The 16,552-nt window shown below is 58.4% G+C and carries 14 protein-coding genes; 8 read left to right on the top strand and 6 right to left on the bottom strand.

Translation table 11 applies throughout. The annotated features are described in order from the left end of the window. Positions 1-186 precede the first annotated feature (186 nt). The 3 genes from C2U37_RS06490 to aroE all read left to right on the top strand — a co-directional run bounded on the left by C2U37_RS06490 (position 187) and on the right by aroE (position 2,681). A complete protein-coding gene (locus C2U37_RS06490) occupies positions 187-747 on the top strand; it encodes a Sua5/YciO/YrdC/YwlC family protein (RefSeq protein WP_042882251.1) in 561 nt (186 codons plus the stop codon). A gap of 100 nt (positions 748-847) precedes the next feature. After that, entirely contained in the window at positions 848-1,756 is a 909-nt protein-coding gene (hemF, locus tag C2U37_RS06485; protein WP_041214091.1) for an oxygen-dependent coproporphyrinogen oxidase, read from the top strand. Between the two features lie 103 nt (positions 1,757-1,859). Beyond that, the gene (gene aroE / locus C2U37_RS06480) at positions 1,860-2,681 is read left to right on the top strand and encodes a shikimate dehydrogenase (protein WP_042882253.1); all 822 of its coding nucleotides are present in this window, start codon (positions 1,860-1,862) and stop codon (positions 2,679-2,681) included. 980 nt (positions 2,682-3,661) lie between these two features. On the opposite strand, the gene yihA is transcribed toward aroE, so the two are convergent. Continuing rightward, entirely contained in the window at positions 3,662-4,315 is a 654-nt protein-coding gene (gene yihA, locus C2U37_RS06470; RefSeq protein WP_042015244.1) for a ribosome biogenesis GTP-binding protein YihA/YsxC, read from the bottom strand. 143 nt (positions 4,316-4,458) lie between these two features. Between yihA and C2U37_RS06465 the strand changes: the two genes are divergently transcribed. The 4 genes from C2U37_RS06465 to hemN all read left to right on the top strand — a co-directional run bounded on the left by C2U37_RS06465 (position 4,459) and on the right by hemN (position 8,312). Beyond that, the gene (locus tag C2U37_RS06465; RefSeq protein ID WP_039039516.1) at positions 4,459-5,076 is read left to right on the top strand and encodes a c-type cytochrome; all 618 of its coding nucleotides are present in this window, start codon (positions 4,459-4,461) and stop codon (positions 5,074-5,076) included. A gap of 800 nt (positions 5,077-5,876) precedes the next feature. Next, on the top strand, positions 5,877-6,458 hold the full coding sequence (gene yihI, locus C2U37_RS06460) for a Der GTPase-activating protein YihI (protein ID WP_039039515.1): 582 nt from the start codon (positions 5,877-5,879) through the stop codon (positions 6,456-6,458). Between the two features lie 11 nt (positions 6,459-6,469). Continuing rightward, positions 6,470-6,910, top strand: a complete 441-nt coding sequence (locus C2U37_RS06455) for a DUF2489 domain-containing protein (protein ID WP_104452039.1) — start codon at positions 6,470-6,472, stop codon at positions 6,908-6,910. 28 nt (positions 6,911-6,938) lie between these two features. Beyond that, positions 6,939-8,312 carry an oxygen-independent coproporphyrinogen III oxidase gene (hemN, locus tag C2U37_RS06450; RefSeq protein ID WP_104453196.1) on the top strand — a complete coding sequence of 458 codons (1,374 nt, stop codon included), beginning with the start codon at positions 6,939-6,941 and terminating at the stop codon, positions 8,310-8,312. A 69-nt stretch (positions 8,313-8,381) separates the two neighbouring features. Here hemN and add read toward each other — a convergent pair whose 3' ends face one another. The 5 genes from add to glnA form a co-directional block, all read right to left on the bottom strand. Next, a complete protein-coding gene (gene add / locus C2U37_RS06445; RefSeq protein WP_104452038.1) occupies positions 8,382-9,383 on the bottom strand; it encodes an adenosine deaminase in 1,002 nt (333 codons plus the stop codon). Positions 9,384-9,524: 141 nt separating this feature from the next. Continuing rightward, entirely contained in the window at positions 9,525-10,943 is a 1,419-nt protein-coding gene (glnG, locus tag C2U37_RS06440) for a nitrogen regulation protein NR(I) (RefSeq protein WP_010672523.1), read from the bottom strand. Between the two features lie 9 nt (positions 10,944-10,952). After that, positions 10,953-12,008: a nitrogen regulation protein NR(II) gene (gene glnL, locus C2U37_RS06435; RefSeq protein WP_103858173.1), complete on the bottom strand. Its 1,056-nt coding sequence runs from the start codon at positions 12,006-12,008 to the stop codon at positions 10,953-10,955. An 86-nt stretch (positions 12,009-12,094) separates the two neighbouring features. Then, entirely contained in the window at positions 12,095-12,664 is a 570-nt protein-coding gene (locus C2U37_RS06430; RefSeq protein WP_010672525.1) for a DUF4124 domain-containing protein, read from the bottom strand. 191 nt (positions 12,665-12,855) lie between these two features. Then, positions 12,856-14,265, bottom strand: a complete 1,410-nt coding sequence (gene glnA / locus C2U37_RS06425) for a glutamate--ammonia ligase (RefSeq protein WP_010672526.1) — start codon at positions 14,263-14,265, stop codon at positions 12,856-12,858. A 350-nt stretch (positions 14,266-14,615) separates the two neighbouring features. Between glnA and typA the strand changes: the two genes are divergently transcribed. Continuing rightward, positions 14,616-16,427, top strand: a complete 1,812-nt coding sequence (gene typA / locus C2U37_RS06420; protein WP_104452037.1) for a translational GTPase TypA — start codon at positions 14,616-14,618, stop codon at positions 16,425-16,427. The last annotated feature ends 125 nt before the right edge of the window (positions 16,428-16,552 follow it).

Below are 16,552 nucleotides of genomic sequence, written 5' to 3'. Positions count from 1 at the left end.
TCGCCATCTCAAGCTCCCTGCGGTTGCTCGGTTCACTGATGCACTCAAGCGTCTGAGCCGAAATGCATGACTGAAGAGGAGCAGGGATATAGCCCATATCGTAGCAGTGATGGCCCCGATGCCGTCATGTCGGTTCAACATACAATCCAGTGATGAGAGGCGGCAGCGTGGCTGTCGCATGTGCCTATGCCAAATGAATTTGAACAAGCGGTTGCCGCCCTTCAAGGAGAAGGGGTTATCGCCTATGCCACCGAAGCCGTGTTTGGTCTGGGGTGTGATCCTGATTCCGAAGCCGCCGTGCAGCGGCTGCTGGCCATCAAGCAGCGGCCGGTGGAGAAGGGATTGATCCTGATCGCGGCAGATCTGGCGCAATTGCAGGACTACATCGACCTGAGCCAGCTCAGCGATGAGCAGCTTGCTCGCGTGCAGGCGAGCTGGCCTGGTCCCTTCACCTGGATCATGCCCGCTCGCGCGACGACGCCGTCCTGGTTGACCGGTCAGTTCGAGACCCTGGCGGTGCGGGTCACAGGCCATCCCCAGGTGCAAGGGCTTTGCCGGGCATTTGGCAAACCGCTGGTGTCCACCAGTGCCAATCTAACCGGTGAGGATCCCGCTCGCCGGGTGGCTGATATTGGCGATCTGCTGGCAAGCCAGCTGGCTTACATTCTGCCCGGCGAAGTCGGGGGGCAAGCCAACCCGTCCGAAATCAAGGACGCCCGCACCGGGGCCATCATTCGCCCATCCTGAGTTGGGCACGGCCCGGTTTCATGCAGGCTGTGCGATGAGGTCATGACAATACGAGAAGTGCAGGCAGTGCATGCATGATGCCTGTCTGACAGGAGATAAAATGAGCAAACCGGATGTGGCCCAGGTAAAAGCCTTCCTGCTGCAATTGCAGGATGATATCTGCCGTGGCCTGGAGCAGGCCGATGGATACGGGCGCTTTGTGGAAGATGCCTGGAGTCGCGAAGGTGGTGGTGGCGGTATTACACGGGTGCTGCGCCAGGGGGCGGTGATCGAGCAAGGTGGGGTCAACTTCTCCCATGTCTATGGCGATGCCATGCCGGCATCCGCGACCGCACATCGTCCCGAACTGGCTGGCCGCAGGTTTGAGGCCATGGGGGTATCGCTGGTGATCCACCCGCATAATCCCTATGTACCGACCAGCCATGCGAATGTGCGGTTCTTCATCGCCGAGAAAGAGGGGGAGGAGCCGATCTGGTGGTTTGGTGGCGGCTTCGACCTGACGCCCTTCTATCCGTTCGAAGAGGACGTGAGGCATTGGCACCAGGTCTCCCATGAGCTCTGTCAGCCGTTCGGCACCGACATTTATCCCGAGTTCAAATCCTGGTGCGATCGTTACTTCTTCCTCAAGCATCGGGGCGAGACGCGCGGGGTGGGTGGCCTGTTCTTCGATGACCTGAACCGCTGGCCCTTTGCCGACTGCTTTGCCTTCATGCGTGCAGTGGGTGAGGGTTACCTGGCGGCCTACTTGCCGATTGTCGAGCGACGCAAGGAGCTTGCTTATGGGGAGCGGGAACGGGCGTTCCAGCTTTATCGCCGTGGCCGCTACGTGGAGTTCAATCTGGTCTACGACCGCGGGACCCTGTTCGGACTGCAGACGGGGGGGCGTACCGAATCCATCCTGATGTCGATGCCGCCGCTGGCGCGCTGGGAGTACGACTGGCAGCCGGAGGCTGGTAGCCCGGAGGCATTGCTCTACAGCGACTACCTCAAACCGCGCGAGTGGTTGTGACCAGAGGGGCCATGATGGCCTCTTCTTATTGGCCGATATTCGGCTTGTTCCTTCATGAGAAAACCCGTTAAATCGGGATATTGCTCTCAAAAGGAACGCCTTGATGGATCGTTATCTGGTTTTTGGCCACCCCGTGCGCCACAGCAAATCTCCCTTCATTCATACCCTGTTTGCCAGGCAGACCCAGCAAGAGCTGGAGTATGGTCTGGCAGAACCTGCCGTCGATGAGTTTGCCAGCGCTCTGAACCACTTCTTCGCCGAAGGAGGGAAGGGGTGCAACGTGACCGTACCTTTCAAGGAGCAAGCCTTCGGGCTGGTGGAGCGGCTGAGCCCCAGGGCCAAGCGGGCGGGAGCGGTCAACACCATCAAACTGACTGATGATGGTGTGCTGCTGGGTGACAATACCGATGGCGCCGGGCTGGTCGCAGATCTCAAGGCTCACGGAGTGAACCTTGCCGGTAGCAGGATCCTGCTTCTGGGGGCCGGTGGCGCAGCTCGTGGCGCCCTGGCCCCCCTGCTGGCGGAAGCGCCGGGCGAGATCGTCGTGGTCAACCGTACCCATGCCAAGGCGGAACAGCTGGCTGTGGAGTTCAGGGATCTGGGCAGCATCACTGCTCAATCCTATGAACAGCTGGTGGGGCCGTTCGATCTCATCATCAATTCCACCTCAGCGAGTCTGCAAGGTGAGTTGCCACCTTTGGCGCCAACCCTCATCCACTCGGACATCGCGATCTACGACATGATGTATGGCGCAACGGATACAGCCTTCATCGGCTGGGCCAAGCAACATGGCGCGCGCCATACCATGGATGGATTGGGCATGCTGGTCGAGCAGGCTGCTGAGGCCTTTACCGTATGGCGAGGGATCCGGCCCGGCACCAAGCAGGTATTGAGAGAGTTGCAGCGCAATCTGGGCGTCGTGTGAACCAGCTAGTGCGCTCTATTGGGCGGTCGGCAGATCTGATGTAGAGATTTTGCATCGCTGGATAAGGGCATCCCTCGTGATGCGGCACGGCACGTGTGATGTGAAACGGTCGTTCTGCGGTGGGTGTGTGGCAGAACAGGTGCCATTTTTATAAAACCATTGCGTAACAATAAGTTACTTTTACTTTGCCGTCACTCGCAGAATTTTTTGAGTTTTTTCTCAAAGCAGCGGAACTTCTGTAACGGACTGCTGACTAACTGGATAGTTGAGGAAGTGCTAGCTAGTCACCTTTATAACTCCCCGGTATTCGTACTGGGGATTTTTTTATCTGCATGAAAATTATGAATATTTTTTCTTTTTCCTACCATTGAAACTAAATTACATAAATTACTTTCACTTTCTGCTGCTTTGCTGTACAGTTGTCGGCGTAGGGTACAGAGGTAAGATGTTCTATCTTTCAGACCTTTTATTTCACGTAATTGAATGTGGCTGAATAGCAGCCCCGATGAGTCATCGTCGGGGCGTTTTTTTATGCACAACATTTAGAGTAAATGCTTTAATTGTTGCCGTTCTTTGTTAGAATGAAGGCGTTTCTTGAGGAAAACCAATCGTCTTTGTTCTCGAGAACTCGCTTTTTCCCAAATTTTTGAACTCATTTCTTCAGGCCGGTTTGCAATGGCAAGACCGGCCTCATTTTTATCCCTATATTGCCTCACCGTGTAATTAAATTTCAGTTTCGTTTGTTACAGCCTTCCATTCTGATTTTTTACTCGATATCCATGAAAACGGTATCAGGTTGATGATTAGTTAATTCTTTTCGCGTCTAAACATGCTATCAGTATGATTTAAATATATTTTTTGAGGTTTTTCTTCAGAGGTGGCGAAGGCGGGGAGGGAGGGCTCGGAGATGGGGGGATCATGAAAGCCTTTCAATCAGCGGAGGTCCAACTCCGCCAATTGCAGCCAGGGAGAGGAGTCGTTTACTCCTCGTTCTGATTATCTTCGTCGTCTACCTGGGCGTTGTCTGCTTCGGACAGGTACCAGCCGCTCAGGGTCTGGGCCAGCTTCTCGACGCCGATATTGGTCAGAGAAGAGAATGCTTCAACCTGGATCTGCGGGCCCAGTTCTGCCACCGCCTGACGAACCTTGATCACCTGGTTGTTGCGGGGCCCCGGGCTTAACTTGTCCGCCTTGGTCAGCAACAGCATCACCGGCAGTTCACGGTGTGAACTCCATTCCAGCATGTTCATGTCGGTTTCCTTGAGCGGATGGCGGATGTCCATCAGGATCACCAGCCCTTTCAGGGACTCCCGTCGTTGCAGGTATTCAGCCAGTGACTTTTGCCACTTGAGCTTCATTTCCAACGGAACCTGGGCATATCCATAGCCGGGCAAGTCGACCAGGCGTTTGCCCGGTTCCAGCTCAAACAGGTTGATCAGCTGAGTACGGCCAGGGGTCTTACTGGTACGTGCCAGGTTCTTGTGTTTGGTCAAGGTATTCAATGCAGACGACTTGCCAGCGTTGGAACGACCGGCAAACGCAATCTCGACACCCCCATCATTTGGCAGGTGGCGGATGTCGGGTGCGCTGGTCACAAAATGCACCTTATTGAAATTCAGAGTTTGTGTATCCAACGTAAATTCCCCATAGAGATAGAGGGTTATAGAGTTACTTTTTTGTGAAATAGTGTAAAATGGCGTCGCTTGAACGCGTTTATTTTAACATGCCTTCAGCGGCATGGGATCTGGAAGCCTAATAACGAGAAAGTTGGAACGCCATGAAGAACCTAGTCATTACACTTGCTCTGATGGTTGGCGTAACTGGGATGGCACAAGCCAAGGGCGATGCCGCTGCGGGACAAACCAAGGCTGCCGTCTGTGCGGCCTGTCATGGACCGGACGGCAACAGCCCAGTCGACATGTATCCCAAGATTGCTGGTCAGCACGCATCATATATCAAAAAACAATTAGTTGAACTGAAGGCTGCAGCTTCTGGCCAAACTGGTCGGGTTGCGCCCGTCATGGGACCTATGGCGTTGCCGTTGTCCGAGCAGGATATGGACGATCTTGCCGCCTATTTCTCCAGCCAGAAGGTGACGCCGGTTGCCGTGCCCGATGATGTGGTTGCCGCAGGCAAGGCGCTTTATATGGGGGGGGACATGGAGCGAGGCCTGGCCGCCTGTACCGCCTGTCATGGCCCACGGGGTTCCGGCGTCGAGCAAGCGAAGTATCCCAGCCTGTCAGGGCAGCATCCCGCCTATATCAAGGCCCAGCTCAGCGCTTTTCGTTCGGCGACCCGCGACAACGATCCCAATGGCATGATGCGGGATGTGGCCAAGAAGCTGACGGATCAGGACATCGAGGCGCTCTCCAAGTATGTGGCGGGGCTTCACTGATATAGCCTGTTAGTTATCTTGTTGAAAAGAACAGGGAACCATTGTGTTCCCTGTTCTTTTTTGAGGTTGTAGCGATCGCCCGTAAACAGCCTGCATTGCTGTAAGAGATCTTCTATATACGGGGCTGGTCGTGTCTGAAAGATTGCTCATGTATATTTAATTATTTTTTGTTTTTCAATGAATTAAGAAATAAAAAATCACTTTGTACCAGTTCGAAATGTGCTTTGGTTGATTGAGTCATCCAGCGAAGAAGTTACAGTAGGCAGCAAGGATTGGCCGGAGAGAGGGTGCAAGACCCGTCTTCGGTTTGACAGGATGTCGGCTCGGAGCATGCGATGAGCAATAGATGCAAAAAGCCAGGATGGTGACCGCCAGGGATGAGCGGGGCTGCGGGAGGCAACCACCCCGATGGGAGGCAGGATGTCGCCGGTTTGGGTTAGACAAACAAACACACGCACACTCAGGACTGGTCAATAAGGATCAGGATGATCCAACGAAATGATGCGCCGTGGTTCGCCCAGGGATAAGGCGATTGGCTTCCAGGGAATGGAACTCGCATGATGGAAAAAGGCAGCTTCGGCTGCCTTTTTTCTATTGGGTCATTAACCCGCCAAGACATTCTGTGTCAAAATACCAGCAACATGCCCAGAGGATGCCGATCCTGCGGTGTTTAGCGACCCAGAGTGGTCGAATTGGTGCGGGATCCCACTCTTGTTCCATATTTACTGTTCCCCGCTTCAGCATCCTCCCCGGACGACACGCTCCGGGGGTTTCCATTCAGTTATTTGTCGGAGTCATTCATGTCGGCCAAACAACCCAACCGCAAGCCTACCGGCAAGCGCAAAGAATCAGATGCCAGTGCTCAGGAAGGTCGTGAGCGCAAGCGCGCCGCCAAGCGCAAGGGCCTGAAGGCGGGCTCCCGCCAACAGGTCGAGCAGGCGGGCAAAAAGAGCGGCTCCAAGCAGGCCAAGGATCCACGCATCGGCTCTCGCAAGCCCATCGCGCTGATTGCCGACGAGAAGGGCAGCAAGCCGGTGGCGACCAAGCCTGCGAAAGAGAAGCGGGTGGTGATGACCCCCGAGCAGGAGCTGGCGTCCATCGAGAATGATGATCGCCTCAATGCCTTGCTGGATCGTCTGGATGCCGGTGAAACCCTGGAGGCCGCAGAGCAGGCATGGGTCGATCAGCGGGTTGACCGTTATCAGGAGCTGATGGACGAGCTCGGCATCATCGACAACGACGATGACGAAGATGGCGACATGGATTTTGATGATGCCGATTTTGATGAGCCGAGTCAGCCTGCCTCCGAAGAGGAGCTGTGGGAGCGTTTCTCTCAGGCGGACTACCAGCCTGAAGCCAAACCCGAGCCGAAGAAAAAGTGATGAGTGGATGGATGCTGGCCGCCCTGTTGGGTGGCCTGATTTTGCTGGGGCTTGCCGTCTATGCCGGCACCCTGATGGCGCGTCTCAAACGCCAGCAAGAGATGCAGCAGCACGCCATTGCGGCCCGCAACGAGCGGATTCTGGAGAGTGTCAGGGTGATCGCCCACGCGGTACGAGATGGTCAGTGCGACTACTCAGAAGGCGCCATCCGGCTGACCAATCTGCTGGATGCCTTGCAAATAAAGGGGGGCCGCGCCTTTGTCACCGAGTTCCCGGGGCTCTACGGCCTCTATGAGAAGGTGAAGGAGATGCCGACCCATGAGGCGAGGCGGGCACTCAAGCGCAATGAAGTGATGAAGATGGATCTCGAACGCAGCGGCTACGAGGCCGAGCTGGAGGCGCAGATCCTTGAGGATGTCGCCAGACTGAAGGATTTTCAGTTAAGCCGGTGAGCCCATGACAAAGACAGAGGAAGCAAGCGTGCAAGCAGAACAGATTGTGTGGGATCAGGCCCTGATCGAAAAATACAACTACAGTGGTCCGCGTTATACCTCCTATCCCACTGCGCTGGAGTTCAACGAGGGGTTCGGCTATCCGGACTTTGTCCAGGCAGCGGGCCAGTATCCTGCACGCAATCTGTCGCTCTACGTGCACATCCCCTTCTGTCACAAGCTCTGCTACTACTGCGGCTGCAACAAGGTCATTACCCGGCACCAGCACAAGGCAGATCAATACCTCGACTACCTCGAACAGGAGATCAAGGCCCAGGCCCCCCTGTTCAAGGAGAGACTGGTCACCCAGCTGCACTGGGGTGGCGGTACACCCACCTATCTGAGCGACCCCCAGACTCGTCGCCTGATGGCCATGTTGCGGGAGCACTTCCACTTCGCCGAGGAGGGGGAGATCAGCATCGAGGTGGATCCCCGCGAGATCGAATTGTCCATGCTGGATGTGCTGCGGGAGCTCGGTTTCAACCGCATCAGCCTCGGCGTTCAGGACTTCAACAAGACGGTCCAGGTCGCGGTCAATCGGGAGCAGGACAACGACTTCATCCGCGCCATGCTGGTCCGTGCCCGCGAGCTGGGGTTCCGCTCCACCAATCTGGATCTCATCTACGGTCTGCCGCACCAGAACCGGGAGAGCTTCCATCACACCCTGGAAGAGGTGCTCAAGACCGACCCGGCCCGCCTCTCCATCTTCAACTATGCCCACTTGCCGAGCCGTTTTGCCGCCCAGCACAAGCTGAAAGAAGCGGACATGCCGGCGCCGCAGGAGAAGCTGGCCATGCTGCAGGACACCATTGCCTTCCTGACCGGCCAGGGTTATCAGTTCATCGGCATGGACCACTTTGCCAAGCCCGATGACGAGCTGGCCGTCGCCCAGCGCGAGGGCAAGCTGCATCGCAACTTCCAGGGCTATACCACCCAGGGGGATTGCGATCTGCTGGGGCTGGGGGTCTCTTCCATCAGCATGATGGGGGATGCCTATTCCCAGAACCAGAAGGATCTCAAAACCTACTACGCCCAGGTCGAGTCACTGGGCCATGCCCAGTGGAAGGGGTGCTCCCTCAATCGGGACGATCTGATCCGTCGTGAGGTGATCAAGCGCCTCATCTGCGATTTTTCCCTGAACTTCGCCGCTGTGGAGCAGGCCCACGGCCTGGTGTTCAAGGAGTATTTTGCCGAGGATCTCAAGCTGTTGCAGACCTTCATCGACGACGGTCTGGTGCGCATGACCGAAGAGGGGCTGGAGGTGGTCTCCACCGGTCAGCTGCTGATCCGCAACATCTGCATGTGCTTCGATGTCTACCTGCGCAGCAAGGCGCGCCAGCAGCAGTTCTCCCGGGTGATCTAGGCCGGGCAATGTCGTGGGACAATAAAAAAACCGCCTTTCGGCGGTTTTTTTATTGGGTTTTACCCCTGCTCAGCGTTGAGCCGCACGGGCACTCAGCTCGGCCTTCTCGGCTTCGCTCAGGAAGGCCAGGATCAGGCCGTTCTGCTGGGCGGTGCGGATTTCGCTCACCGTCATGCCGGCAGCGGGGGCAGCCACCTCGTATTCGTGAGGCAGGTCGATCCCCTCCACCGCCGGATCGTCGGTATTGAGGCAGGCCAGCACGCCGGCCGCCAGGAACTGGCGGATCGGGTGATCGGCCAGACTCGCCACCGTGGTGGTCTGGAGGTTGGAGGTGAGGCAGGACTCGATGCCGATGCGGTGTTCGGCCAGATAGGCCATCAGGGCCGGATCCTGGATGGCCTTGACGCCGTGGCCGATGCGCTCGGCTCCCAGCTCGCGAATGGCCTGCCACATGCTCTCGGGACCGGCGGCTTCACCGGCGTGCACGGTGACCCGCATGCCTGCATCCCGCACCCGGCGGAAGTGGTCGGTGAAGAGATCGCCCGGGAAGCCCAGTTCGTCGCCGGCCAGATCGATGGCGACCAGGCGATCGCGATGAGCCAGACAGGCATCCAGCTCCTGCTTGCACTGCTCGGTGCCGAAGGTACGGCTCATGATGCCGATGAGATTGGTCTTGATGCCAAAGTCACGGCTGCCTGCGGCCACGCCGTCGATGATGGCTTCGACCACGCCCTGCGGGTGCAGTTTGTGGGTCATCGCCATGTAGGCCGGGCTGAAGCGCAGCTCGGCATAGTCGATCCCGGCACGCAGCAGATCTTCCACGTTTTCGTAGGCGACCCGGCGGCAGGCATCGTAGTCGGCCAGCACGGCAACGCCCCAGTCCAGTTTCTTAAGGAAGGCCACCAGACTCGGCTCGTTCTCGACGATCTGCACGTGCGGGCGCAGAGCTTCCAGCTCATCGGCCGGCAGTCGGAAGTTGTGCTGACGTCCCAGCTCGAGAATGGTCTGCGGGCGGATGTTGCCATCCAGATGGCGATGCAGGTCGGTCAGGGGGAGGGATCTGTCAATCATGGGGCACCTTCTGCGAGTCGGGTTGGAAAGCATGCCATTCTAGGCGGGACGCCTGAAAAAGATACCCCGTTTGCAAGCAAACGGGGTGTGATTGGTCAGGCTTTCCCTCAAGGCGTGATGGGAATCGTTTTTCCCGCAGGCTCAGGGAATGTCGAGCTCCTTGAGCTTGCGGGTCAGGGTATTGCGGCCCCAGCCGAGCAGGCGGGCAGCCTCCTGCTTGTGACCGTGGGTGTGATCCAGTGCCGTCTCCAGCATGATCCGTTCGAACTGGGGCATGGCATCCGCGAGGATATCGGTCTCCCCCAGGGCCAGCTTGGCGGCCACCCAGTCCTGCAACTGCTGCTGCCAGCCACCGGTCAGGGCGGGCTGGCCCGGCTCGGCGGTGCTAGTGATGGGAGTCAGCAGCTCGGTGGGCAGATCGCCTACCAGCACCTCCTGGCCCGAGGCCATCACCGTCAGCCAGCGGCAGACGTTCTCCAGCTGGCGCACGTTGCCCGGCCAGGGCAGGCGGCTGATGTAGGTCTGGGTATCCGGGTGCAGGCTCTTGGCCTCCACGTTCAGCTCCTTGGCGGCTCGCAGCAGGAAGTGCTGGGCCAGCTGGGGGATGTCCTCCCGGCGCTCCTTGAGGGCCGGAATATGGATGCGGATGACGTTGAGGCGGTGGAACAGGTCTTCCCGAAACTCGCCGTCGGCGACCCGTTTCTCCAGATTCTGGTGGGTGGCGGCAATGATCCGCACATCCACCTGCACCGGTTGGTGGCCACCAACCCGGTAGAACTGCCCGTCCGCCAGAACCCGCAGCAACCGGGTCTGCACGTCCAGCGGCATGTCGCCTATTTCGTCGAGAAACAGGGTGCCACCATCGGCCTGTTCGAAGCGGCCGTGACGAATGTTGTTGGCGCCGGTGAAGGCTCCCTTCTCATGACCGAACAGCTCGGATTCGATGAGATCTTTCGGGATGGCCGCCATGTTGAGGGCGATGAAGTTCTTGTGGGCCCGGGGGCTGTGCTTGTGCAGGGCATGGGCAACCAGCTCCTTGCCGGTACCGCTTTGACCGTTGATGAGCACCGAGATGCTGGAGCGCGACAGCCGGCCGATGGCGCGGAACACCTCCTGCATGGCAGGGGCTTCGCCGATGATCTCCGGGGTGGTGGTGGCTTCCTGTTGGCGAGCCTTGCGCTTGGTCCGCTGCTCCTTGAGGTGGTTCTCGGCCCGGCGTACCAGGGTGACCGCTTCGTCGATGTCGAACGGCTTGGGCAGGTATTCGAAGGCACCTCGCTGGTAGGCGTTGACTGCGGAGTCGAGGTCCGAGTGGGCCGTCATGATGATGATGGGCAGATCGGCTTGGCGGCGATGGATCTGCTCCAGCAGGCTCAGGCCGTCGATGCCCGGCATGCGAATATCCGAGAGGATCACGTCCGGTGAGCGCATCTCCAGTGAACTCAGCAGGGCTTCGCCGTCGGCGAAACTTTCGCATTCGAAGCCTTCGCTGCCAAGGGTGCGCTCCAGAACCCACCGGATGGAGCTGTCGTCATCGACGATCCACACTTTTGCTGTCATGAGGTTCCCTTACTTGCGAAGTGGTAAATAAATGGTGAATTCGGTGTGGCCCGGCCAGCTGATGCAGTCGATGCGCCCCTTGTGCTGATCGATCAGGTTCTGGGCGATGGAGAGGCCCAGGCCTGTTCCCCCGTCCTTGCCGGTGATCATGGGATAGAAGAGGGTGTCGCGAATGGCGTCGGGAATGCCGGGGCCGTTGTCGATGATCTTGATTTCGGCCGCCAGGCGATAGCGCTGGCCATGGATGGTGATCTGGAAGGCGGTGCGCGTCTTGATGCGGATGAGGCCGTCCTGATCCCCAAGGGCCTCGGCGGCGTTGCGCACTATGTTCAGGAACGCCTGTTGCAGCTGGTCCGATTCCATCTCGAATTCGGGGATGCTGGGGTCGTAGTCCCGCTCGATGCGGATCTGCGGCGGCAGCTCCAGGTCCACCAGACGGCGCACCTGCTCCAGCACGGAGTGAACGTTGTGCATCTGGTGACGGCCGGGACGCTGGGGACCGAGCAACCTGTCGACCAGCACCCGCAGGCGATCGGCCTGCTCGATGATGATGCCGGTGTATTCACGCAAGGCCGGGTCGGGCAACTCCTTTTGCAGCAGTTGGGCCGCGCCGCGCAATCCCCCCAGGGGGTTCTTGATCTCGTGCGCCAGGCCGCGCACCAGCTCCTTGGCGGCCTGCTGCTGGGCGTGTTGCTGCAGCTCCTGGCTGATCTTCTTCTGCTGATCGATCTTGCGCAGTTCTACCACCATCAGTCGCTGTTCATGATCGGCCATGGGGCTGACGCTGATCTCTACCAGCCTGGGCTCCCCCTCCACCACCAGGGTGACTTCGCTGTCGGTGAAGCCCTGCCCCGAAATGAGGCACTGTTTGAAACGCTGCAGATCGAGAGAGATGTGCTCCAGCAGGTGGGGCAGTTCGATGCCGATCAGTCGTCGTTCGCTGAGGGAAAGCAGCTGCTCTGCCGCCGGGTTGACGAATTGAATGCAGAGACGTTCATCCATGAGAATGACGGCGGTCAGCAGATTGTCCAAGAGTGTCTTGGCGTTGTCCGAGCGGGTTGGCACAGGTTTCTCCCTAAAACGGTGCTGTACACCTAGAATGCACCAATATAGTGCATCAAGTTTACCCGCATCGGTGCGTCACATCACCCCTAATTGGCCTTGGGGGCGGCTCTGGGAGCCTGATTCACCGACGCCCTGTGCAGGTAAAAGGTGGTTGGCTTAGATTTAGCAAGGATCGTACCGTCTTTGGCGAGCAACTCGAGCCGTGCCTCGTAAGCGCCCCTATCGAGGTTTTCCACCCTTATGGCCAGGCTGTTGTGAACCAGGGGCACCGCCTTGCCGTTCAGGATCAGGCGCACATCGTATTGCACCGGGACCTGGGGAGAGATCTCGCCCTGGAAGACGATGTTGCCGGTATTGTCGCGCAATGTGCTGCCCGGTTCCGGAGAGATGAGGTCGATCTCCAGGGGAGCCGCTTCCAGGGCTTTCCTGGCATCGACACCGGTCAGGCTGTTGAAGTTGTCCACCTGGACCGAGTGGGGGGCTGTGCCGATGAGCGGCGAGACCCGCAGGTCCACCTCTTTTGCGCTCTTGCCGGGAGGGGGGGCATCGGTGTAGTGGGTCACCCCCTGGGGATCGACCCAGGAGTAGACGCGGGCGGCCTGTGCGGAACAGGAGGCCATCAGCAGGAGGCTCAGCAGCCAGGGTACAGTGTTCATCCATCTCTCCTTGACGGGGTTCACCTTAATCCTATCAGAGAAAAACCACGGGGTCGGGGTGTGAACAGCCGAGGGTGGTACGGCTCCGTGAACGGGATCATCTTTCTGCATGATCGTGCCCGTTCGGCGGTATTTCCGTTGCCAGAATGAAAAAAACCCGCCAGATGGCGGGTTTGTCATGGGAAAGCGGATTAGACGGAGTAGTACAGCTCGAACTCCAGCGGGTGCGGAGTCATGCGCACGCGGTCAACATCCTGCTGTTTCAGTTCCAGGTAGGAGTTGATGAAGTCATCGCTGAACACGCCACCACGGGTCAGGAACTCACGGTCTGCATCCAGTGCGGACAGCGCTTCGTCCAGGGAACCGGCAACGGTCGGGACTTCGGCGGCTTCTTCCGGCGGCAGATCGTACAGGTTCTTGTCCATGGCATCGCCCGGATGGATCTTGTTGATGATACCGTCCAGACCGGCCATCAGCTGGGCAGCGAAGGCCAGGTAGGGGTTGGCAGCCGGATCCGGGAAGCGTACTTCGATGCGGCGGGCTTTCGGGCTCGGCACGACCGGGATACGGATGGAGGCAGAGCGGTTGCGGGCGGAGTAGGCCAGCATGACCGGTGCTTCATAGCCCGGCACCAGACGCTTGTAGGAGTTGGTGGTCGGGTTGGCGAAGGCGTTGATGGCCTTGGCGTGCTTGATGATGCCGCCGATGTAGTGCAGCGCCATCTCGGACAGACCACCGTACAGGTCGCCTGCGAACAGGTTGACGCCGTCTTTGGCCAGGGACTGGTGGCAGTGCATGCCGGAGCCGTTGTCACCGAACATGGGTTTCGGCATGAAGGTGACGGTCTTGTTGTAGGCGTGGGCCACGTTGTGGATCACGTACTTCAGGACCTGTACTTCGTCAGCCTTCAGGGTGAGGGTGTTGAAGCGGGTTGCGATCTCGTTCTGACCGGCGGTCGCCACTTCGTGGTGGTGAGCTTCGACGACCTGGCCCATCTCTTCCAACACCAGGCACATGGCGGCACGGATGTCCTGGGAGGAGTCAACCGGGGCAACCGGGAAGTAACCCCCCTTGACGAACGGACGGTGACCCTTGTTGCCGTGCTCGTAGTCGGTACCGGAGTTCCAGGCAGCTTCTTCGGATTCGATCTTCACGAAGCTGTGGCCCATGGTGTTGGAGAAGGTGATGTTGTCGAACATGAAGAATTCCGGCTCCGGCCCGAACAGCACGGTGTCAGCGATGCCGCTGGACTTCAGGAAATCTTCGGCACGCTTGGCGATGGAGCGCGGATCACGGTCATAGCCTTGCATGGTGGCGGGTTCAAGCACGTCACAGACGATGTTCAGAGTGGTCTCTTCGGTGAACGGGTCCAGTTTGGCGGAAGCCGGGTCCGGCATCAGCACCATGTCAGACTCGTTGATGCCCTTCCAGCCGCCGATGGAGGAACCATCGAACATCTTGCCGTCTTCGAAGAAGTCTTCGTCAACCTGGTGGGAAGGGATGGATACGTGCTGCTCTTTACCCTTGGTGTCGGTAAAACGCAGATCAACAAACTTGACTTCGTGTTCCTGGATCAGGGCCAAAACGTTCTGGGCTGACATGCTAAGTAACCTCCGGTGTTAAAACTCTTTGGGTGAATGCGTCGTCACATTCACATAAGCCAGTATCGTGCCAAGTTTGTGACAGCTTGATTTCAGGGCACTTGCACCGTTTCAGGCTGTCGAGAAACCCGTTCTCATGCCGGTTGCTGCATTGAAATGGTGCAACCTTGGATCGTTTTGGTGCGCCGAGATGGTGCGCCAGCGTATCCAGGCCATCTAAGCAGCCTTTTGCTGCGGGGTCCATGATCCTGATCCTTTGTTGTGTGTGAATGTGTTGCAATTCTGCTAGGCAGATCACAAAGGCGAGAGTACAATTAGCGCCCAATTTTACCCGGTGATTTGAGGCGAGAATGTTAGAGAATTTACGCAATATTGCGATTATTGCGCACGTTGACCACGGCAAAACGACTCTGGTTGATAAGCTGCTGCAGCAATCCGGCACTCTGGATCGCACCAGCGAAGGTCAGGAACGGATCATGGACTCCAATGATCTGGAACGGGAACGTGGCATCACCATTCTCGCCAAGAACACTGCGATCCGTTGGAACGACTACCGCATCAACATCGTGGATACCCCGGGTCACGCCGACTTCGGTGGTGAAGTTGAGCGCGTGCTCTCCATGGTTGACTCCGTGCTGCTGCTGGTCGACGCCGTTGACGGCCCGATGCCGCAGACCCGTTTCGTGACCCAGAAGGCGTTCGCCCAGGGTCTGAAGCCCATCGTGGTCATCAACAAGATCGACCGTCCGGGTGCTCGTCCTGACTGGGTAATGGATCAGGTCTTCGATCTGTTCGACAACCTGGGTGCCACCGATGAGCAACTGGACTTCAAGGTTGTTTACGCCTCTGCACTGAACGGTTGGGCCACCCTGGATCAGGGCGTCCCGTCCGAGAACATGGAACCCCTGTTCCAGGCCATCGTCGACAACGTGGAAGCCCCGAAGGGCGACGTTGACGGTGCCTTCCAGATGCAAATCTCCCAGCTGGACTACAACTCCTACGTGGGCGTCATCGGTATCGGCCGCATCACCCGTGGTCGCGTCAAGACCAACCAGCAGGTCACCATCGTCGGTGCCAACGGCAAACCGCGTACCGGCAAGGTCGGTCAGGTGCTGGGCTACCTGGGCCTGTCCCGTACCGAAGTGACCGACGCGCAAGCGGGCGACATCATCGCCATCACCGGTCTGGGCGAGCTGAAGATCTCCGACACCATCTGTGACAACAGTGCCGTCGAAGCCCTGCCGCCGCTCTCCGTTGACGAGCCGACCGTGAACATGACCTTCCAGGTCAACACCTCGCCGTTCGCCGGTAAAGAAGGCAAGTTCGTCACCTCCCGCAACATTCTGGAGCGTCTGAACCAGGAGCTGGTCCACAACGTGGCCCTGCGCGTGGAAGAGACCGAAGATCCGGACAAGTTCCGCGTCTCCGGCCGTGGTGAACTGCACCTCTCCATCCTGATCGAAAACATGCGCCGCGAAGGTTACGAACTGGCGGTATCCCGTCCGGAAGTTATCCTGCGTACCGTGGATGGCGAACTGCAAGAACCGTTCGAAACCGTCACTGTGGACGTGGAAGAAGCGCATCAGGGTTCCGTGATGGAGCAGCTCGGCCTGCGTAAAGGCGAGATGACCAACATGACCCCGGATGGCAAGGGTCGCGTCCGTCTGGACTTCATCATCCCGAGCCGTGGTCTGATCGGCTTCCAGACCGAGTTCCTGACCATGACCTCTGGTACCGGTCTGCTGTACCACACCTTCGACCACTACGGTCCGCACAAGGGTGGCAGCATCGGTGAGCGTCAGAACGGCGTGCTGATTTCCAACGCCACCGGCAAGGCCCTGACCTTCGCCCTGTTCGGTCTGCAAGATCGTGGTCGTCTGTTCATCGGTCACGCGACCGAAGTGTACGAAGGCCAGGTGATCGGGATCCACTCCCGCTCCAACGACCTGACCGTCAACTGCCTGAAAGGCAAGCAGCTGACCAACATGCGTGCCTCCGGTACCGACGAAGCCCAGGTGCTGACTCCGCCGATCCGCATGACCCTGGAGCAGGCTCTCGAGTTCATCGACAACGATGAGCTGGTGGAGATCACCCCCAAGGCCATCCGTATCCGTAAAAAGCTGCTGACCGAACTGGATCGCAAGCGCGCCGGTCGTGCTTGATCGATAGCTGTTCATCGACAGACCAAAGAGAGGCCTTATGGCCTCTTTTTTTATGGGCTCGACATGAGGGCGCATGGGGCCTGAGCTCGATGGAGGCGCATCCGGCCGGTCTGCGGGTGGCCAAA

The sequence above is a fragment of the Aeromonas sp. ASNIH1 genome (assembly GCF_002934285.1).
In the GTDB taxonomy this organism is placed as follows: Bacteria; Pseudomonadota; Gammaproteobacteria; order Enterobacterales; family Aeromonadaceae; genus Aeromonas; species Aeromonas caviae.
Note: the sequence above shows the minus strand (reverse complement) of the source record. Positions and strands in the feature narration are given on the sequence as shown.

Excerpts from the sequence above, each read along its gene's own strand:
- hemF (WP_041214091.1), top strand. The coding sequence starts at position 848 with ATGAGCAAACCGGATGTGGCCCAGGTAAAAGCCTTCCTGCTGCAATTG.
- aroE (WP_042882253.1), top strand. The coding sequence starts at position 1,860 with ATGGATCGTTATCTGGTTTTTGGCCACCCCGTGCGCCACAGCAAATCT.
- glnG (WP_010672523.1), bottom strand. The coding sequence starts at position 10,943 with ATGACAGCAAAAGTGTGGATCGTCGATGACGACAGCTCCATCCGGTGG.
- C2U37_RS06430 (WP_010672525.1), bottom strand. The coding sequence starts at position 12,664 with ATGAACACTGTACCCTGGCTGCTGAGCCTCCTGCTGATGGCCTCCTGT.
- glnA (WP_010672526.1), bottom strand. The coding sequence starts at position 14,265 with ATGTCAGCCCAGAACGTTTTGGCCCTGATCCAGGAACACGAAGTCAAG.
- C2U37_RS06490 (WP_042882251.1), top strand. The coding sequence starts at position 187 with ATGCCAAATGAATTTGAACAAGCGGTTGCCGCCCTTCAAGGAGAAGGG.
- add (WP_104452038.1), bottom strand. The coding sequence starts at position 9,383 with ATGATTGACAGATCCCTCCCCCTGACCGACCTGCATCGCCATCTGGAT.
- C2U37_RS06465 (WP_039039516.1), top strand. The coding sequence starts at position 4,459 with ATGAAGAACCTAGTCATTACACTTGCTCTGATGGTTGGCGTAACTGGG.
- C2U37_RS06455 (WP_104452039.1), top strand. The coding sequence starts at position 6,470 with ATGCTGGCCGCCCTGTTGGGTGGCCTGATTTTGCTGGGGCTTGCCGTC.
- typA (WP_104452037.1), top strand. The coding sequence starts at position 14,616 with ATGTTAGAGAATTTACGCAATATTGCGATTATTGCGCACGTTGACCAC.
- yihI (WP_039039515.1), top strand. The coding sequence starts at position 5,877 with ATGTCGGCCAAACAACCCAACCGCAAGCCTACCGGCAAGCGCAAAGAA.